Source organism: Kitasatospora aureofaciens, from assembly GCF_001188955.3.
Lineage (GTDB): Bacteria > Actinomycetota > Actinomycetes > Streptomycetales > Streptomycetaceae > Kitasatospora > Kitasatospora aureofaciens.
This window is the reverse complement of record NZ_JPRF03000022.1, coordinates 101963-119821: the sequence shown is the minus strand read 5'-3', so window position 1 is coordinate 119821 and position 17859 is coordinate 101963. Positions and strand designations below refer to the sequence as shown.

Below are 17859 nucleotides of genomic sequence, written 5' to 3'. Positions count from 1 at the left end.
CCGGTCAGAGGGTGTTCGCCGCCACCGGGGTCAGTGGGGTGGTGTCCCTGCTCACGAGGAACTCGGGCCGGCTCAGCCGCTCGGGGGCGTTGCTGACGGCGTTGTACGTCACCAGGAGCAGGGCCCGGCGGTCGTCCGAGAGGTTGTCGGTGGACGAGTGGACCAGCGTCGGATGGAAGGCGTAGATCGCCCCCTTCGGGCCGGTGGCGTGCATGAGGCCGTACTCGCCCACGAGGTCGTCGGCGACCTGGTCGGGAACCGTGTACTCCAGGTCCGCCGAGACGTGGTTGCGCCAGTCGCCCCCGCCCCCGCTCGGCTCCTTGTCGAGCAGGCCCAGGTGATGGGTGCGCGGCACGATCTGCAGCGGACCGTTCTTCGCGTGCACCTCGTCGAGGTGGATCGCGATGTTGACCGCCTTGTCGGCGACCATTCCGTCCTCGTGGTGCCAGAAGGAGTAGTCCTGGTGCCAGGGCCAGGCGACGCCCTCCCTCGGCTGCTTCATGTTGACCTTGAACTGGTACACGTACACCGGCTCACCGAGCAGTTCCTCGGCGAGTCCGAGCAGCGCGGGCAGCCGCACGAGCCGCCGGCAGAGGTCGTCGAACAGATGACAGCCGTGGATGGCCCGTAAGGTGCGGGTGCCCTTCTCGTACACCGCCTCGGGCCGCTCCTGCGCGCTCAGTTCCTCGATGCGGGCGGTGATGCCCGCGACGAGTTCCGCGTCCAGGGTGTGCGGCGCCAGTAGCCAGCCCTCCCGCTCGTAGACGCTCTTGGCGGTCTCTGGCGTCGCGGCTTCCGGAACCCTTGTCACGTCGATCACGATGGTTTTCCCCCGGGGATCGGTGGTGGACTACGTTGTCGGCTGGAGTTTGACCGGTTTCCTCTGAACGGCTCTGAGCTTTCGCGGGGAGTTCATCGACGTCAGCCGGAGCTCCGGCTCGGCCGCGGCGGCCCGCAACAGCGCGAGGAACTTCTCCACGAGGTTCTGCATGGTGGCGCGATCGAAGAGGTCGGTGCTGTACAGCAGTTCTCCGACGACTCCTCGGCACTCCCCGTCCGGACCCTTCAGCTCGGTCAGACCGAGCCACATGTCGAAGCGCACGACGGGGAATTCGACGGGTTGGTCCAGGCATTCCACACCCGGCAGGCGGAGGGTGGAGTCACCCTTCTCGGTCACGTCGAGCACGACCTGGAAGAAGGCCTGCCGGGACAGTGAGCGACGCGGGTTCAGCTCCTCGACCAGCCGGTCGAACGGCACGTCCTGATGGCTGAAGGCCCCCAGGGCGGCGTCCCGGACCCGGGTCAGCAACTCCTCGAAGGTCGGGTCGCCGGAGGTGTCCGCTCTCACCACGAGCGTGTTGATGAAGAATCCGACCAGGTCGTCCAGGGCCTCGTCGACGCGGCCGGCGGTGGGGACCGCGATGGGAATGTCGTGTCCGGCGCCGAGGCGGGTCAGCGTCGCCGCCAGGGCGGCGTGGAACACCATGAAGGGGCTGGCACCGGCCCGCTTGGCCATCGCGGCCAACGACTCGTGCAGCTCCGCGTCCAGGTGCAGAGGGACGACGGCGCCGTGGCGCGAGGGGACCGCCGGACGCCGGCGGTCGAAAGGCAGGGGGATCTCGTCCGGAATTCCGGCGAGCGACCCTTTCCAGTACAGGAGTTGGCGGCTGATGAGACTATTCGGGTCCGACGCCTGCCCGAGCAGTTCGCGCTGCCATTCCGCGTAGTCGGTGTACTCGACCGGGAGGGGTTCCCACAAGGGCTCCCGCCCCTCGATCGCGGCGCGATAAGCGGCCGACATGTCGCGGAAGAGCGGCCCCAGGGACCATCCGTCCATCGCGATGTGGTGCATTACCAGGAGCAGGACGTGATCCTGTGGCCCGAGAATGAAGAGCCGTGCGCGTAAGGGGAGTTCCTCGGCCAGATGGAAACCGCGAAGGGACTCGGCGGTCAGCCGCTCGGCCAACTCGGAACGGGTGGCCGGCGCCGTGAGAATCTCCAGCGGGACGTGCACCTCGCTCGGCTCCAGGATCCGCTGCCAGGGAACGCCACCCACGTCGACGAACACCGTCCGCAGCGTGCTCTGCCGGATGACCGTTCTCCGTAAGGCCGTTGTCAGCGCATCGTGGTCCACGGGACCGCGCAGCCGCACCGCGACGGGGACGTTCCAGGTGCCATTGGATTCTTCCAACTGATTTAGGAACCACAATCGCTGCTGGGTCAGCGATGCCTGGATCACGCGACTACTCCCAACGGGCTTGCCAAACGAAGAGGGATCGCTGGTTCTGAAGGGAAACGAGGGCCCTCACTGATCCGGTCGGCCCGAAAAGCGGGAAAGGGGACGACGCGGAATCGCATCGCGACGGTGCCCCTCCGTCGCCCTGTCGGGGACCTGACCATCTTCGCCCGTCCCAGGGCACCGCGCAAGCCCCTTTGACCACCATCCGTCACAACCGGGAGCTAAGCTCGCGTTCCCCGCCCTGTCGAATTTCAAACTCTGAACTTTGCCTTTAGTGACCATAATTGATGCTTATTCAGAGATGCATGGGAACGTCGGTCACGGTCCCTCGGCGGCCGCTGCTCTCGTGATCGACTTGGCGCTTCGCCCGAAATACTCCCGTAACGGAGGAGGGGGTTGAGCGGGGCGAGCGGGATGAGCGGTGGTGTCCCGAGATGATGCAGCCGATCAGGGCGAGGCGGCCGGGGTGGGCCCGCTACCGGGCCCACCCCCCACGAGAACGGGTTTTGGACCCGGTCTTCGCGGACCTTCATGTGCACGCGGTCGATGGAGATCACCGGGTGGACGGAGTCGAGGGGTCGGTTCTGCCCCTCACCGCGCGCCGGGCCCCGGGCGGACGGTGATCTCCGTGATCTCGGCGTCCCGGGAGGCGTCCAGGGCGGCGATGATCGCCTTGGCCACGGATGCCGGCTCGATCCAGCGGCTGGCGTCGTACTCCTTGCCCTCCTGCTGGTGCACCTTGGCCTGCATGGCGGTGGCGGTGCGGCCCGGGTAGACCGAGGTGACCCGCACGCCGTTCGCGTGCTCCTCCTGGCGCAGCGCGTCGGCGAGCGCCTTCAGACCGTGCTTGCTGGCCGCGTACGCCGACCACTCGGCGTGGGCGGTGAGGCCGGCGCCGGAGTTGACGAACACCACGTGGCCCTTGGACTGCCGCAGCGAGGGCAGCAGCAGACGGGTCAGTTCGGCGGGCGCGAGCAGGTTGACGTTCAGCGTCTCCTGCCAGGCCTTCACCGGCAGGTCGCCGACCGGCCCCAGCTCGACCGTGCCCGCGACGTGCAGCAGCGAGTCGAGGGTGACGGGCAGCGCCTGGTGCCCGAACGCCCAGGACAGCTTGCCCGGGTCGCCGAGGTCCCCGACCAGGGTGTTGGCGCCCGGGAAGCGGTCGCGCAGTTCGGCGGCCCGGCGGGCGTCACGGGCGAGCAGCCAGAGCTCGTCCCCGCGCTCGGCGAGCTTCTCGGTCAGGGCGGCGCCGATGCCGGAACCGGCGCCGGTGATCAGATGTGCAGCCATGGATCCGATCCTCTCAGGCCTTGAGCTGCGCGAACACCTCGGCGGGCGTGTCGGCGAAGGTGATCAGCTCGGTGAGCGGGCGCGGCAGGAAGCCCTCGGCGTCCATCCGCTCCAGCTGGGTGCGCAGCCCCGAGTAGAAGCCCTCGGTGTCCAGGACGACGACCGGCTTGTCGAACATCCCGTGCTTCTTGAGCTCCACCACCTCGGTGACCTCGTCCATGGTGCCCATCCCGCCGACCAGGACGACGATGGCGTCCGCGCGGGCCGCCAGCTCCGCCTTCCGCTCGGCGAGGTCGCGGGTCACCACCAGCTCGTCGGCGCCGACGTACCCCTTGTGCTTCAGCATCTCGACCATCACCCCGACGAGCCGCCCGCCCGCCGCCTTCACCTCGTCGGCGAGCAGACCCATCAGTCCGGCGTTCGAGCCTCCCCACACCAGGGTGTGGCCACCCTCGCCGAGGAGCCGGGCGAACTCGGCGGCGGGGGCGGAGTAACGGTCGTCGAGCGAGTACGCGGAGCAGAAGACGCAGATATTCATAGTGCCGTCTGGTCTATCACGCCCGCCCGCCCCCGCTCACCGGCATTACGCCCCGCCCCCGTAGCCGTCCCCTAAAGTGCACCGCGTGCGTCACCTCGAGATATCCGACCTGATCACGGCCGTGGAGCCGCGCAACGGCCGGCGGCTCCCGGTCCGGCGCGCCGATGTCGTCCGGCAACTGCGCGCGAGCGGGGACGAACGCGCGGCCCGGATCGTCGGCGGACTGCCCGTCGACGGGGACGGCGTACTCGACCCCGACGCCGTGGACGGCCTGCTGATCAGCGTGCACACCGAACTCCAGCAGCTGAGCGAGGAACTCCGCATCGGCGAACGCCTGGTCCACGTACTCGGCCCGCTCTTCACCGCGATCCGGACGGCCACCGGACAGCCCGGGCCGTACCGCCTGGTCGACATCGGATGCGGCCTCGGCTACCTGGTCCGCTGGCTGGCCGCCACCGGCAAGCACCGGCCTGCCGTCCGGGCCGCCCTGCGCGGGACGGCCGTCGGAGCCCTGCTGCTGCTCGCCTCCGCGCTGACCGCCGTCATGCTCCTGCTGACGGCCCCCGACCACGCCCGGACCTACGCCACCCTGGCCGCCGGTGGCAACGGATTCCTGCTCCCGCTCATCCCCTACGCCGCCGCCGTACTCCTCTCCCTCGCCGCCTACTTCACCCTGCCGTTCCGCGCCGGCACACTCGCGATGGTCATCGGCCTCGGCCCGCTGACCCTGCTGCGCCCCCTCGCGGTCGCCGCCGGCTGTCTCGGCGCGGTGCTCAACGGCGGCGGCGCGTCCGGCCTGCTGGTCGGCGCGGTCGCGGGCGGCGCCGTGCTGTGCGTGGAGCCGCTGGTGCACCGGCGGTGGTACCGCCGGGTGCAGTGAGGGATGTGTTCGCCCGGCGGCCCGCTCGCCGAGCAGGCCACCGGGTCACAGCAGGTGTCGCCCGTCATGGCTTCGGATGCGAGACGATCACGGGTGTTGGAAGAGCACCTCCGGGTTCGCCGCCGACGGGCCGTCGAGCAAGGGCTGGTGGATTCCCTTCAGGGACTGGTCGAAGAAGGCTCCGACGTACTCCCGGGTCAGCTGCATCCCGCGCTCCGGCGAGGTGGTCGTCCCCGGGGGGAACGGCAGGCCGGCCGCGGCGGCCAGGACCGGGACGTCCGTGAAGCTGGAGTGGTTGGTGCCCGCGACGGCCAGCCAGGGCTTGTAGCCCTCCCAACCCGCCCAGGTCCGCCCCCAGGACGTCTCCCCGCCGCCGACGGCGTGGTCGCTCTGCTTGCCGAGCAGGAGGAACGCGCGTCCCTCGAGCTTGTCGGTCGGAATCGGCGGCCAGAACGCTCCGTCCATGTTCACCCCGGCCAGGATGCGCCGGTCCTCGGCCATCGCCGTCAGCGCCGACGCGCCGCCGATCGAGTGCCCGGCCATGCCGACGCGGTCGCGGTCGATCAGGTGCGCCAGGCGCCAGGCCGGGTGGTGCCCGGTCAGTTGGTCCAGGACGAAGGAGACGTCCTTCGCCCGACTGTCCGGGAGCGAGTCCGGTGCGCCGGTGTCGCACAGCGCGCAGCCGGGGGTGCTGCCGTCGGCGAGGGTCTCGCCGGAGTCCTCGTGGGTGTGGCCGACCAGGGCCACCACGTAGCCGTGACCGGCCAGGTCGGTGGCCAGGCCGGTCAGCGTGGCGCGGGGGTTCTCGAAGCCCGGGGAGAGGACCACCAGCGGGAACTTCCCGCCCGCGGCCTTCGCGCCGGTGTAGGCGTGGGTGTCGATGTTCACAACGTCCTGCGGCTGCAGTCCGGTACCCGCCGGAACCCGCGTCGCCACGAAGCCCTGTGCCTCGCCGAGGGTCATGTACGGAGCGGGCTCGCCGGTGCCGGGCCGGGCCGGGTAGAACATCGAGACCGCCAGCTGCCGCGGCCCGGCCGAGGGCACCCAGGGGTCGGTGCGGCTGTGGTCGGTCAGGTGCAGCACCTCCTCCCCCACCGCGTACCGCCCGGTCGGGCGGGGCAGCTCGGCGTGGAAGGCGGCAGGGGCAACGGCCGCGGCGGCAGCCGTAGTTGCGGACGGCGACGGCGAGGCCATCGCGGCCCCGGCCATCGGAAGCGGCAGAGCGAGCACAAGGGCGGCGACGGCCGCGATGCGGCGGGATCGGTTCATGCCCCTGACGTTAGGTTCGCCGCCCGCACCCTCGAATCAGCCCGATGGATGCCTTCTCCGGCCACGGCCATCCGGGCGATTCAGCGGCGTCATCCATTCGGATGACGCCGCCATGGCCCGCTCAGGCGTTGACGGCCGGGCGCTCGGTGGTGGCGATGGTGGCGGAGCCGATGACGCGGGTGCCGTCGTAGAGCACCACTGCCTGGCCGGGGGCGATGCCGCGGGCCGGGGCGTCGAGGCGGACGTGGAGGGTGTCGCCGACCATCGAGGCGGAGACGGGCACCTCCTCGCCGTGGGCGCGGAGCTGGGCGGTGTAGCGGCCCTCGGTGAGGGGCTCGGTGCCGCACCAGCGGGGGCGGATGGCGGTCAGGGCGGTGACGTCGAGGCCCTCGACGGGGCCGACGGTGACGGTGTTGTTCACCGGGGAGATGTCGAGGACGTAGCGCGGCTTGCCGTCGGCGGCCGGGCGGCCGATCCGCAGGCCCTTGCGCTGGCCGATGGTGAAGCCGTAGGCGCCGTCGTGCTCGCCGAGCTTGGTGCCGTCGACGTCGAGGATGTCGCCGGTGGCGGTGCCGAGGTGCCGGGCCAGGAAGCCCTGGGTGTCGCCGTCGGCGATGAAGCAGATGTCGTGGCTGTCGGGCTTCTTGGCGACGGCCAGGCCGCGGCGCTCGGCCTCCGCCCGGATCTCCTCCTTGGTGGTGTCACCGAGCGGGAAGAGGGAGTGGGCGAGCTGGTCGGCGTCGAGCACGCCGAGGACGTAGGACTGGTCCTTGGCGCCGTCCACCGCGCGGTGCAGCTCGCGCTCGCCGGACGGGAGGTCGACGATCCGGGCGTAGTGGCCGGTGCAGACGGCGTCGAAGCCGAGCGCGATCGCCTTGTCCAGCAGCGCGGCGAACTTGATCTTCTCGTTGCAGCGCAGGCAGGGGTTCGGGGTCCGTCCGGCCGCGTACTCGGCGACGAAGTCGTCGATCACGTCCTCGCGGAAGCGCTCGGCGAGGTCCCAGACGTAGAAGGGGATGCCGATCACGTCGGCGGCCCGCCAGGCGTCCCGGGAGTCCTCGATGGTGCAGCAGCCGCGCGCGCCGGTGCGGAAGGACTGCGGGTTGGCGGAGAGCGCCAGGTGGACGCCGGTCACCTCGTGCCCGGCTTCGACGGCGCGGGCGGCGGCGACGGCGGAGTCGACTCCGCCGGACATCGCCGCGAGCACGCGCAGGCGGCCGGTGGACGGAGTGGTCGGGGCACCCGGGAAGTCAGTCATGGTGAGTACAAGCGTACGGGGCCGCCGGACATGCCCAGGGCGGGCCCTCTCCCCGTACGGACTACCGGCGTACGGTCACCAGCCCGGCGTTGCGGGCCCGCTGCACGGCCGGGCCGATCGCGGCCGTCAGCGCCGTGACGTCCTCGCGCACCGAGGTGTGCCCGAGCGAGAACCGCAGCGAGGCGCGCGCCAGCAGCGGGTCGACGCCCATCGCGAGCAGCACGTGGCTGGGCTGCGGCACCCCGGCCGAGCAGGCCGAGCCGGTGGAGCACTCGATGCCCTGGGCGTCCAGCAGCATCAGCAGGGCGTCGCCCTCGCAGCCGGGGAAGGAGAAGTGGGCGTTGGCGGGCAGCCTGCCCTCCGCCGCCGGGTCGCCGTTGAGCACCGCGTCCGGGACGGCCGCCAGCACCCCGGCCACCAGCTCGTCGCGCAGCGCGCCCAGCGTCACCGCGTGCTCGGCCCGGTGCTCGACGGCCCAGGCCGCGGCGGCCGCGAAGCCGGCGGCGGCGGGGGCGTCCAGGGTGCCGGAGCGCACGTCGCGCTCCTGGCCGCCGCCGTGCAGCAGCGGTACGGGCGTGGCGCCGCGGGAGAGCAGCAGCGCGCCGATGCCGAACGGGCCGCCGATCTTGTGGCCGGTGACGGTGAGCGCGGTGAGCCCCGACTCGGCGAAGGAGACCGGGACCTGGCCCAGCGCCTGCACCGCGTCGGCGTGCATCGGGATGCCGTACTCGGCGGCCACGGCGGCGAGTTCGCGCACCGGCTGGACGGTGCCGACCTCGTTGTTGGCCCACATCACGGTGACCAGGGCCACCGACGCGGGGTCGCGCTCGATCGCCGCCCGCAGTTCCGCGGGGTGCACCCGGCCGTACCCGTCCACCGGCAGGTACTCGACCGTCGCGCCCTCGTGCTCGGAGAGCCAGTGCACCGCGTCGAGCACCGCGTGGTGCTCGACCGGGCTGGACAGCACCCGGGTGCGGGCCGGATCGGCGCCCCGGCGGGACCAGTACAAGCCCTTGACCGCCAGGTTGTCCGACTCGGTGCCCCCGCCGGTAAACACGATCTCGCTCGGGCGGGCGCCCAGCGACTCGGCCAGCGACTCGCGGGACTCCTCGACCACCCGGCGGGCCCGGCGGCCGGCCGCGTGCAGGGCCGAGGCGTTGCCGACCACCCCCAGGTGCGCCGTCATCGCGGCGATCGCCTCGGGCAGCATCGGCGTGGTCGCCGCATGGTCCAGGTATGGCATAACCATCCGATTGTAGAGGCCGCGACCCGGGGCCCCACCCGGTGCGCACCGATCCGGCCACCGATCCGGCCACTGATCCGGACGACGGCGTCCGGCACTGGTTTGTACCACTGTGCCGCCCAGCGGTTAGCCTGACGAACACTTCTCGAACGATCCAGGGGGGCGTCCATGTCGCAGTCGGTCGACCGCGCACTGACGCTGCTCGGCTCGCTCGGCGACGGACCGCTCTCGCTGGATCAGGCCGCGAGCAGCCTCGGGGTGCACAAGTCCACCGCGCTGCGGCTGCTGCGCACCCTGGAGGAGCACGGATTCGTCCGGCGCCAGCCCGACCTGCGCTACCGGGTCGGCGGCCGGGTGCTCTCGCTGGCACACCGCGCACTGGAGGACTTCGACGTCCGGCAGGTCGCCGCGCCGTACCTCGCCGCGCTCAACGCCCGCTGCGGCTACACCGTCCAGCTGGCCGTGCTGCACGACGGCGAGGTGCTCTACCTGGACGAGGTGGGCCCGCCGCCCACCGCCCTGCCGCCCCGGATCGGACGCCGCGCCCCGGTGACCGGGACGGCGGTCGGGCGGGTGCTGCTCGCCGGGCTGCCGGAGGACGGCACCCGCGAGGAGGAGCTGCCGGCCGAGCTGGCGGCGGTGCGCCGCCGGGGCTGGGCGGCCGAGTCGGCCGAGCACCGGGAGCCGGTGACCTGCGTGGCCGCGCCGGTCGCGGGCAGCGGCGGGCGGACGGTCGCGGCCTGCGCGCTGAGCGCCCCGGCCAGCCAGGTGGCGCCGGCCGAACTGGCCCGGATGCTGCCGGAGCTGCTCTGCACGGCCGAGGCGATCTCCCTCGCGTACGGCGGCTCGCCTACTCCTCGCTGGTGCGAGAACCGTTGCGGTGCCAGGCCCGCGGGGCGCGCCAGCCGTACCTCAGGGCGAGCATCCGCAGCCCGAAGGCGGTGAGCGCGGCGGCCGTGCCGGTGGCGCCGGTGAGCCGGTTCGCGCCGATCAGCGCGGCCACCAGGGCAGCGCCGACCAGGGCCGGGACGGCGTAGATCTCGCGGTCCCAGCGCAGCAGCGAGGGGATCTCCCCGGCCAGCACGTCGCGGATCACGCCGCCGCCGGCCGCGGTCACCATGCCGAGCGCGATCGCGGCTACCGCGCCCAGCCCGTAGTCGTGCGCCTTGGCGGTGCCGGTGACGCAGAACAGCCCGAGGCCGAGGGCGTCCAGGGTCTGCACCGCGCGGTTGATCCGCTCGACCTCGGGGTGCAGGAAGAACACCACCAGTGCGGCCGCGAGCGGGGTCACGAAGTAGCCGAAGTTGCTGAAGGCGGCCACCGGCGTGGCCCCGATGACCAGGTCGCGGATCACCCCGCCGCCCAGGGCGGTGGCCTCCGCGAGCACACAGATCCCGAAGATGTCCATGTTCTTGCGGACGGCGAGCAGCCCCCCGGAGAGGGCGAAGACGAATATGCCGGCCAGGTCGAGCGACTGCTGGACGTCGGAGGGGAAGATCTGCGAGGTCACCCTACAACTATGACCTGTCGCGAAACCTTCCCCTCCGATTCGAACCTAGGAACCCTGATTCTCCGGCGCATTCTCAGGGCTGTGCCCATCGTTCCCCTCGCTCCGCTCAGGGAAGTGGCAGGCCACCTGGTGCCCGGTCTCGAGCGCCGTCAGGAGCGGCTCCCGGCTCGCGCACACGTCCTGCGCCTTCCAGCAGCGGGTGCGGAACCGGCAGCCGCTCGGCGGGTTGATCGGCGAGGGCACGTCGCCCTTGAGCAGGATGCGCTCGCGGCCGCCGCTCTGGCGCCGGCGCGGGTCCGGCACGGGGACGGCCGACATCAGGGCGTTGGTGTACGGGTGCATCGGGCTGCGGTAGAGCGAGTCGCGGTCGGCGATCTCGACGATCTTGCCGAGGTACATCACCGCCACCCGGTCGGAGACGTGCCGCACCACCGAGAGGTCGTGCGCGATGATCAGGTAGGTCAGGCCGAGCTCCTGCTGGAGGTCGTCCAGCAGGTTGACCACCTGCGCCTGGATCGACACGTCGAGCGCCGAGACCGGCTCGTCCGCGACGATCATCTTCGGCTTCAGCGCGAGCGCCCGGGCGATGCCGATGCGCTGGCGCTGGCCGCCGGAGAACTCGTGCGGGTAGCGGTTGTAGTGCTCGGGGCTGAGCCCGCACAGCTCCAGCAGGTCCTGCACGGCCTTCTTGACGCCGCCCTCCGGCTGGACGCCCTGGAGCCTGAACGGCGCGCTGACGATGGTGCCGACGGTGTGCCGCGGGTTCAGCGAGGAGTACGGGTCCTGGAAGATCATCTGGATGTCGCGGCGCAGTGGCCGCATCGCGCCGACGCCCAGGTGGGTGATGTCGGTGCCCTCGAACTGGATCTTCCCGCCGGTGGGTTCGTCGAGCCGGGTGATCAGCCGCCCCATCGTGGACTTGCCGCAGCCGGACTCGCCGACGACGCCCAGCGTCTCACCGGCGTTGACCGTGAAGTCGATGCCGTCGACGGCCCGCACCGCGCCGGTCTGGCGCCGGAGCAGTCCGCCGCGGATCGGGAAGTGCCGGGTCAGGCCGGTCACCTTCAGCAGCGGCTCGCGCTCGGGCGCGGGTGCCGGCGAAGGGATGGTCGCCCCCTGAGTGTCCGTCATCGGTTCTCTCCAGAAAGGTGGTACGGGGCCGGGCTCACAGCCGGGGCGCGATCTCTTCGGTGAAGATGCGGTGCCGCTCGTCGGCCGCCAGGTGGCAGGCCGCGTGGTGCCCGGGCGCGGCCTCGGTCAGCACCGGGACCTCGCTCGTGGAGCGCCCGCCGGTCAGGGCGGCGTACGGGCAGCGCGGGTGGAACGCGCAGCCGGACGGCACGTTGATCAGGCTGGGCGGGGTGCCCTTCACCGGGACGAGCCGTTCCTGCAACTCCCGGTCCAGCCGCGGCATCGAGCCCAGCAGGCCCCAGGTGTAGGGGTGTTCGGGCGCGTCGAAGAGGCTCGCGGCGGGTCCGCGCTCGACGCACTTGCCGCCGTACATGACCAGGATGTCGTCGGCGAGCTCGGCGACCACCCCGAGGTCGTGGGTGATGATGATGACGGCGGAGCCGAACTCCTCCTGGAGGTCGCGGATGAGGTCCAGGATCTGCGCCTGGACGGTGACGTCCAGGGCGGTGGTGGGCTCGTCGGCGATCAGCAGCGAGGGGTCGTTGACCAGGGCCATGGCGATCATCGCGCGCTGGCGCATGCCGCCGGAGAACTGGTGCGGGTAGTCGTCCAGCCGGCGGTCGGGCTGCGGGATGCCGACCCGGTCGAGCATCTCGACGGCCCGGGCCCTGGCCTCCTTTTTGGTGGCCTTCGGGTGGTGCACCCGGTAGGCCTCGATGATCTGCGCGCCGACCGTGTAGTACGGGTGCATCGCGGTCAGCGGGTCCTGGAAGATCATCGCCAGTTCGCGGCCGCGCAGTTGGCGCACCCGGTCCGGTCCGGCCGCGATCAGGTCCTCGCCGTCGAGCAGGATCTCACCGCTGATCCGGGCCCGCTTGGAGCGGTGCAGGCCCATGATGCCGAGCGAGGTGACCGACTTCCCGGAGCCGGACTCGCCGACGATGCCCAGGGTGCGGCCCTTGTGCAGGTCGAAGCTGACCCCGTCCACCGAGCGGACCAGGCCGTCGTCGGTGTCGAAGTGGATCCGCAGGTCGCGGACGGACAGGAACGGGTCTCCCAGAGGAGCGGGAGCGGAGTCCGCCGGGGTCTTCTGGAGGTCGGTCACGAGAGCCTCACGCGGGGGTCGACGAGGGCGTACAGGAGGTCGACCACGAGGTTGCAGACGACGATGAAGAAGGCGGCGAGCAGCGTGACGCCGAGGACCTTGGGCAGGTCGTTGTCGTTGATCGCCTGGACGGCGAACTGGCCGACGCCGTTGAGCGAGAAGACCTGCTCGGTGATCAGCGCACCGCCGAGCAGCAGGCCGAGGTCCATGCCGAAGATGGTGACGATCGGGGTGAGCGCGGAGCGCAGTCCGTGCTTGACGACCACCTTGCGCTCGACCAGGCCCTTGGCCCGGGCGGTGCGGATGTAGTCCTCGCTCATCGTCTCCAGCATCCCGGCGCGGGTGAGCCGGGCGTAGAGCGCGGAGTAGAGGAAGGCCAGCGAGATCCACGGGAGGATCAGGTTGCGGGCCCACATCAGCGGGTCCTCGGTGAAGTCGACGTAGTGCAAGTTGTCCAGGATCGGCCACTCGTAGCTGAACACCGTCAGCAGCAGGGCGCCGGTGAAGAAGACCGGCAGCGAGACGCCGGCCAGGGCGACGCCCATGGAGAGCCGGTCGAAGACCGACCGCGGCTTGAGCGCGGAGATCACGCCGGTGGTGATACCGGAGACCAGCCAGAGCACCGCCGCGCCGATGGCGAGCGAGATGGTCACCGGGATCCGGCTGGTCATCTCCGGCCAGACCTCCAGGTGGTTCTTGAAGGAGTAGCCGAAGCAGGGCACGTGGCAGGTGGCCGGTTCCGGGCCGAACTTGTACTCGGCGCCGCTGACCAGCCCCTTCAGGAAGTGCCAGTACTGGGTGTACAGCGGCTGCTCGAAGCCCAGGTTCTTCTTGACCGCCGCGATCGCCTCGGGCGACGGGTTCTTCCCGATGTACTGCGCGGCCAGCTGGTCGGCGGTCTCGCCGGCGAAGCGCGGAAGCAGGAAGAAGATCGCGAAGGTGACCGCGCTGACGACCAGCAGCAACGCCGCGGCCGCGAAGATCCTGCGGATGATGTAGGCAAACACAGTTGGGCGGCTCCGGCGGCCCGCCGCCGTCCGGGATCTGCCGGACGGCGGCGGGCGCCGCTGCCTTCACCTGCCTTCAGGGATGCGGAGCCAGGCTCTTTACTTGGTGGTGCCGATGTTCAGGTAGTCGTACTCACCCGAGAAGGCCGAGGTGGAGGCGACGTTGGTGGCGTTGTCCGGGCGGTACAGGAAGACCTTGAAGTCGGTCAGCGGGACGTAGACCGCGGACTCCATGACCTTCTTGTCGATGTCGCCGTAGATCTTCTCGCGGGCGGCCCGGTCGGGGTTGATCGCGGCGTCGTCGATCATCTTGTTGACGGCCGGGTCGTTCAGCTGGGCGATGTTGGTGTTGCCGGACGGCTTGATCGCGCGACCGTCGACGACCTGCTGCAGGAAGCCGTAGCCGGTCGGCCAGTCGGCCCCCCACTGCATCATCATCAGACCGATGTTGTGGTCCTCGGTGAACTGCGGGGCACCGGCCGAGTCGGTCAGGTACTTGCCCTGCGGGAACTGCTGGATCTCGGCGTTGATGCCGATGTTCTTCAGCTGCGCCTGGATCTGGGTGGCCGCGGCGACCTCGGTGGCACGCTCGGTGCGGGCGGTCAGGACGGTGCTGAAGCCGCCCTCCTTGCCGCAGGCCTTCAGGGATTCCTTGGCCTTGGCCTGGTCGCCCTTGTTGTCCTTGGTCTCGTACAGGTTGAAGTCCTGGTGGCCCGGGATGTCCGGCGGGAGCACGGTGTTGGCCACCTGGCCGCGGATCGGTCCGCCGAGCGCGGTCTGCACCGCGACCTTGTCGATCGCGTACTGGACGGCCTTGCGGCAGTCGATGTTGTCGAACGGCGCGACCTTGGTGTTGATCGCCATGTAGACCAGGCGGCCGCCGTAGGCGTTGTCGGTCTTGGCCTTGAGCTTCGGGTCGCGCAGGATCTGCGCCTGGGTCTGCGGGTCGACGCCGCCGCCCACCAGGTCGACCTGGGCGTTGCCGGCCAGCAGGTCCTTGTCGATGGTGGCCTGGTCGATGTTCATCTTGAGCACGATCTTGTCCGACAGCTGCTTGCGGATCGGATCAGTGCTCTTGTCCCAGTTGGTGTTCGGGACCAGGACGGCCTGCTTGCCGTCCTCGTAGGACTCGAACTTGTAGGTGCCCGAGGACATGATGTGCTTCACGTAGTCGGCACCGGTGTCCTTGGCCTGCGGGACCGGCGCGGTCTGCGGGGCGCTGACCAGGTAGTCGAAGTCGGCGAAGGGGTGCTGCAGGTGGAAGACGATCGTGGTGTCGTCCGGGGTCTCGATCGACTTCAGGTCGCCGGTCTTGTCCTTGTACGGGCCCTGGTACGGCGTCGGGTTGTCGACCAGCAGGTCGTGGAAGTACGTCGGGCCGTTGGAGTTCACCTCGGGCGCGTAGTTCGAGCGCTCCACGGCGTACTTGACGTCCTTGGAGGTGATCGGGGTGCCGTCGTCGTACTTCAGGCCCGCGCGCAGCTTGTACGTCCAGGTCAGGCCGTCCGCGCTGGGCTGGCCCATCGACTCGGCGAGGTCCGGGACCAGCTTGTTGCCGTCCGCGCCGGCGGCCGGGTTGAAGGTGGTCAGCGGACGGCCGTACAGGCGCGAGAAGTTGTAGATGTACGCGTAGTACGTGTTGCCCGGGTCGAGGGAGTCCGGGGTGCCCTTCATCTCGTAGGTGACCGTCCCCCCCTTCTTGTCCGAGGCGTTGACGATCTGCTTGGTGGCCGCGTCGGCACCGCCGCCGCCCGCGTTGCCGGAGGAGGAAGAGGAGCTGTCGCCGCTCTTGGAACTGGACGAACAACCGGTGACGACCAGGACCGCGGCGGCGGCCGCGGCGGTCAGCGCGACGGTACGGGACCTACGCATGGGTGAGATCAACCCCTTGAGGTGTGGAGGAAGGAGGGTACTGACGGGAAGTCAGTTGCTCTTGGGATCGAGGGCGTCACGCAGCCCGTCGCCGAGCAGGTTGAACGCGAGCACGGTGATGAAGATCGCCAGGCCGGGGACCACCATGTACTGGGGGTCCACCTGGTAGTAGTTCTTCGCGTCGGCGAGCATGCCGCCCCAGGAGGACTGCGGGGGCTGGATGCCGACGCCGAGGAAGCTCAGGCCGGCCTCGAAGAGGATGTTGGTCGGGATCAGCAGGGTCGAGTAGACCAGGATCGGGCCGACCAGGTTCGGCAGCAGCTCCTTGAACAGGATGAACGGGCCGCGGGCGCCGAGGCTGCGGGCCGCGTGGACGAACTCCCGCTCGCGCAGCGAGAGGGTCTGTCCGCGCACGATCCGGCCCATGTAGGGCCAGTTGAAGAATCCGATCACGAAGATCAGCACCATGATGTGCAGCGGGAGGCCGTGCAGGCCGAACGCGCCGCCCTGGAGCGAGGCGGAGATCGCGATGGCGAACAGCAGCAGCGGGAACGCCAGGAAGACGTCCATCAACCGGCTGATCACGGTGTCCACCCAGCCGCCGTAGTAGCCGGCCATCACGCCGAGCACGGTGCCGAGGGTGTTGGACAGGACGGTCGCGCCGAAGGCGACCAGCAGGGAGACCCAGGAGCCGTCGACCACGCGGGCGAGCAGGTCGCGGCCCTGCAGCGGGTCGATGCCGAGCGGGTGGTCCGCGCTCATCCCGCCCCAGTCGCCGAGCGGGAGTCCACCGAGGTCGGCGTCCAGCAGATCGGTGTTCGGCTGGTCGGGGTCGAGCCCGAACAGGGACTCCAGCGGCCCGGCCAGGAGGGCCAGCAGGATCAGCAGGATCACCACGATGCCGCCGGCGACGGCGGCCTTGTCCCGCTTGAAGCGGGTCCAGGCGATCCGACCGAGGGAACGGCCCTCGATCGTCTTGGCCGGGCTCGGGGAGGCGGGTGCCTCGGGTGCGTTCCCGGCGGTTGTCATGGGTGCGGTCATGGTCAGTTGGTCCCCTCGCCGACGGTGGCCGGCCCACGGGTGCCGGGCGCCGGTTCGGCGGTACGGCTGCGGACGTGCGGAGGTGCTAGGTGCAGGTGTTCGCGGCAGTACGTCGTGCACGGGTACTGCCTCCACGCGGGATGGGCGTCGCGTGGATCGAGCGGTCGGCGTGCGCGTTCACCTTCGTGGGGTTTCCAGTACGCGCGATGCGTTGCGCAGAACTCTCTGCCATCCGAACTGGCTTGCGCCAGCCCTGACAAGCGACAGATGCCCAACTGTGATCTGCACGCATGCACCTTCCCGATCTTCGGCATATCCCTCTTCACACGGCTGTAACTGCCATGTCAAGATGTGCCGGCACCCGGAACGGAAATTCGTCCCGAAAGCACCGAAGCCGACCTGATCAGGGATCAAGTCGGCTTCGTGGTAAAGGCTTTAACAAGAGCGGGTTTGGCAATCAGCGGCCGGGGTATCCGGGCCACGGCGGCTGGGGCTGCTGCCCCCAGCCCGGTGCGGGCGGCTGGGTGCCGTAAGCCCACCCCGGAGACGGCTGCCCGGGCATCGACTGACCGGGGATCGGCCGGCCCGGCATCGACTGCCCCGGGTACGGCGGCACCGGCGGGTACGGGCCCGTCGGCGGGCGGCCCGCCTCCCGGTCGAAGAACGGCCGCGCGTTGGCGCGCATCCACAGCGCCACCGGGTCGTACTCGTCCGCCATCGCCACCGTGGACACCGCGAGCCCCTCCGGGGCCACCGCGATCGCCCGCTGCATCAGCGCCCGCACCGCCTCCACCGCCGGCGGAGAACTCTCGTACAGGTCGAGGCCGATAGCCAGGTACGGCTCCCCCACCGAGGGCTGCACCCAGGCCCGGCGCAGCGCCCGGACGGCGCGCACCTCGCCCGCCTGCCGCTCCAGCAGCGCGAAGAACTGCTGGGCGTTCACCTGCGGCTCGCTCAGCTTCAACGGACCGGCCGGCAGCCGGTCCAGGCCCGCGGCGATCCGCCGCAGGTCCGCCCACGGCACCCCGACCCCGCCGCCCGGCGCGTGCGGGTTGAGCCACAGGCCCCAGCGGGTGCGGTACAGCGACGCCGCGATCTCCCGCCCGGAGATGACCTCGTGGGCCCGCGCCCAGCCGGAGGCCGTCAGCTGCTCGGGCGAGGTGACGGCCGGCGCGTAGCCGTGGCCGCTGATCTCCATGTTCCCGTACTGGGCGTCCGGACTGCCCGGGCTGCCGTGCCACAGCAGCATCAGGACCTGGCCCTCGGCCAGCGCGTGCAGCAGCCGCTCGTACGCGTCCCAGCGCTCCGGCGCGACCTCGCGCAGGGCCTGCTCCAGCGCGCCCGGATCCGCGCCCGGGCGCCCGGCCGGTGCCTGGCCCCAGGGCCCCGGCACCCCGCCCGCTCCCGTTCCCGCACTCATGCGCCCACCTCGCCGCGCCTCGTTCCTGAACCCGCCGGCCCGTCAGCCGCCTGCAC

16 protein-coding genes are annotated in these 17859 nt (G+C 70.8%); 2 read left to right on the top strand and 14 right to left on the bottom strand.

The window, feature by feature from the left end; translation table 11 throughout:
* Window positions 1-4: 4 nt before the first annotated feature.
* From HS99_RS15955 to HS99_RS15940, 4 genes are all read right to left on the bottom strand, one after another.
* Window positions 5-811 carry a phytanoyl-CoA dioxygenase family protein gene (locus HS99_RS15955; RefSeq protein ID WP_037830416.1) on the bottom strand — a complete coding sequence of 269 codons (807 nt, stop codon included), beginning with the start codon at window positions 809-811 and terminating at the stop codon, window positions 5-7.
* 39 nt (window positions 812-850) lie between these two features.
* Window positions 851-2239: a condensation domain-containing protein gene (locus tag HS99_RS15950; RefSeq protein WP_030553727.1), complete on the bottom strand. Its 1389-nt coding sequence runs from the start codon at window positions 2237-2239 to the stop codon at window positions 851-853.
* Window positions 2240-2830: 591 nt separating this feature from the next.
* A complete protein-coding gene (locus HS99_RS15945; RefSeq protein WP_030287010.1) occupies window positions 2831-3529 on the bottom strand; it encodes an SDR family oxidoreductase in 699 nt (232 codons plus the stop codon).
* Window positions 3530-3542: 13 nt separating this feature from the next.
* A complete protein-coding gene (locus tag HS99_RS15940) occupies window positions 3543-4067 on the bottom strand; it encodes an LOG family protein (protein WP_030287012.1) in 525 nt (174 codons plus the stop codon).
* 85 nt (window positions 4068-4152) lie between these two features.
* Between HS99_RS15940 and HS99_RS46705 the strand changes: the two genes are divergently transcribed.
* A complete protein-coding gene (locus HS99_RS46705; RefSeq protein WP_046387365.1) occupies window positions 4153-4947 on the top strand; it encodes a class I SAM-dependent methyltransferase in 795 nt (264 codons plus the stop codon).
* 87 nt (window positions 4948-5034) lie between these two features.
* Here the strand turns inward: HS99_RS46705 and HS99_RS15925 are convergent, their stop codons facing one another.
* From HS99_RS15925 to HS99_RS15915, 3 genes are all read right to left on the bottom strand, one after another.
* Window positions 5035-6216: an alpha/beta hydrolase family protein gene (locus HS99_RS15925; RefSeq protein WP_030553729.1), complete on the bottom strand. Its 1182-nt coding sequence runs from the start codon at window positions 6214-6216 to the stop codon at window positions 5035-5037.
* 121 nt (window positions 6217-6337) lie between these two features.
* Complete coding sequence (mnmA, locus tag HS99_RS15920) at window positions 6338-7474, bottom strand: tRNA 2-thiouridine(34) synthase MnmA (RefSeq protein ID WP_030287018.1); 1137 nt, start codon at window positions 7472-7474, stop codon at window positions 6338-6340.
* A 61-nt stretch (window positions 7475-7535) separates the two neighbouring features.
* The gene (locus HS99_RS15915) at window positions 7536-8717 is read right to left on the bottom strand and encodes a cysteine desulfurase family protein (protein WP_030287020.1); all 1182 of its coding nucleotides are present in this window, start codon (window positions 8715-8717) and stop codon (window positions 7536-7538) included.
* Window positions 8718-8885: 168 nt separating this feature from the next.
* Here HS99_RS15915 and HS99_RS15910 point away from each other — a divergent pair, with 168 nt between their 5' ends.
* Entirely contained in the window at window positions 8886-9662 is a 777-nt protein-coding gene (locus HS99_RS15910; RefSeq protein ID WP_030287022.1) for an IclR family transcriptional regulator, read from the top strand.
* On the opposite strand, the gene HS99_RS15905 is transcribed toward HS99_RS15910, so the two are convergent.
* From HS99_RS15905 to HS99_RS15875, 7 genes are all read right to left on the bottom strand, one after another.
* Window positions 9568-10227: a trimeric intracellular cation channel family protein gene (locus HS99_RS15905; protein ID WP_030287024.1), complete on the bottom strand. Its 660-nt coding sequence runs from the start codon at window positions 10225-10227 to the stop codon at window positions 9568-9570. The genes HS99_RS15910 and HS99_RS15905 overlap by 95 nt on opposite strands.
* Window positions 10228-10272: 45 nt before the next feature.
* The gene (locus HS99_RS15900; protein ID WP_046385507.1) at window positions 10273-11358 is read right to left on the bottom strand and encodes an ABC transporter ATP-binding protein; all 1086 of its coding nucleotides are present in this window, start codon (window positions 11356-11358) and stop codon (window positions 10273-10275) included.
* A gap of 34 nt (window positions 11359-11392) precedes the next feature.
* Window positions 11393-12463, bottom strand: a complete 1071-nt coding sequence (locus HS99_RS15895; protein WP_030287028.1) for an ABC transporter ATP-binding protein — start codon at window positions 12461-12463, stop codon at window positions 11393-11395.
* Entirely contained in the window at window positions 12460-13470 is a 1011-nt protein-coding gene (locus HS99_RS15890) for an ABC transporter permease (protein WP_030287030.1), read from the bottom strand. The genes HS99_RS15895 and HS99_RS15890 overlap by 4 nt, the downstream gene beginning before the upstream one ends.
* Window positions 13471-13569: 99 nt before the next feature.
* Window positions 13570-15342, bottom strand: a complete 1773-nt coding sequence (locus tag HS99_RS15885) for an ABC transporter substrate-binding protein (protein WP_030287032.1) — start codon at window positions 15340-15342, stop codon at window positions 13570-13572.
* A gap of 51 nt (window positions 15343-15393) precedes the next feature.
* Entirely contained in the window at window positions 15394-16383 is a 990-nt protein-coding gene (locus tag HS99_RS15880; protein WP_030287034.1) for an ABC transporter permease, read from the bottom strand.
* Between the two features lie 457 nt (window positions 16384-16840).
* A complete protein-coding gene (locus HS99_RS15875; RefSeq protein WP_078867473.1) occupies window positions 16841-17803 on the bottom strand; it encodes an enhanced serine sensitivity protein SseB C-terminal domain-containing protein in 963 nt (320 codons plus the stop codon).
* Window positions 17804-17859 lie beyond the last annotated feature (56 nt).

Excerpts from the sequence above, each read along its gene's own strand:
- mnmA (WP_030287018.1), bottom strand. The coding sequence starts at position 7,474 with ATGACTGACTTCCCGGGTGCCCCGACCACTCCGTCCACCGGCCGCCTG.
- HS99_RS15940 (WP_030287012.1), bottom strand. The coding sequence starts at position 4,067 with ATGAATATCTGCGTCTTCTGCTCCGCGTACTCGCTCGACGACCGTTAC.
- HS99_RS15900 (WP_046385507.1), bottom strand. The coding sequence starts at position 11,358 with ATGACGGACACTCAGGGGGCGACCATCCCTTCGCCGGCACCCGCGCCC.
- HS99_RS15925 (WP_030553729.1), bottom strand. The coding sequence starts at position 6,216 with ATGAACCGATCCCGCCGCATCGCGGCCGTCGCCGCCCTTGTGCTCGCT.
- HS99_RS15880 (WP_030287034.1), bottom strand. The coding sequence starts at position 16,383 with ATGACCGCACCCATGACAACCGCCGGGAACGCACCCGAGGCACCCGCC.
- HS99_RS15875 (WP_078867473.1), bottom strand. The coding sequence starts at position 17,803 with ATGAGTGCGGGAACGGGAGCGGGCGGGGTGCCGGGGCCCTGGGGCCAG.
- HS99_RS15910 (WP_030287022.1), top strand. The coding sequence starts at position 8,886 with ATGTCGCAGTCGGTCGACCGCGCACTGACGCTGCTCGGCTCGCTCGGC.
- HS99_RS15945 (WP_030287010.1), bottom strand. The coding sequence starts at position 3,529 with ATGGCTGCACATCTGATCACCGGCGCCGGTTCCGGCATCGGCGCCGCC.
- HS99_RS15885 (WP_030287032.1), bottom strand. The coding sequence starts at position 15,342 with ATGCGTAGGTCCCGTACCGTCGCGCTGACCGCCGCGGCCGCCGCCGCG.
- HS99_RS15915 (WP_030287020.1), bottom strand. The coding sequence starts at position 8,717 with ATGCCATACCTGGACCATGCGGCGACCACGCCGATGCTGCCCGAGGCG.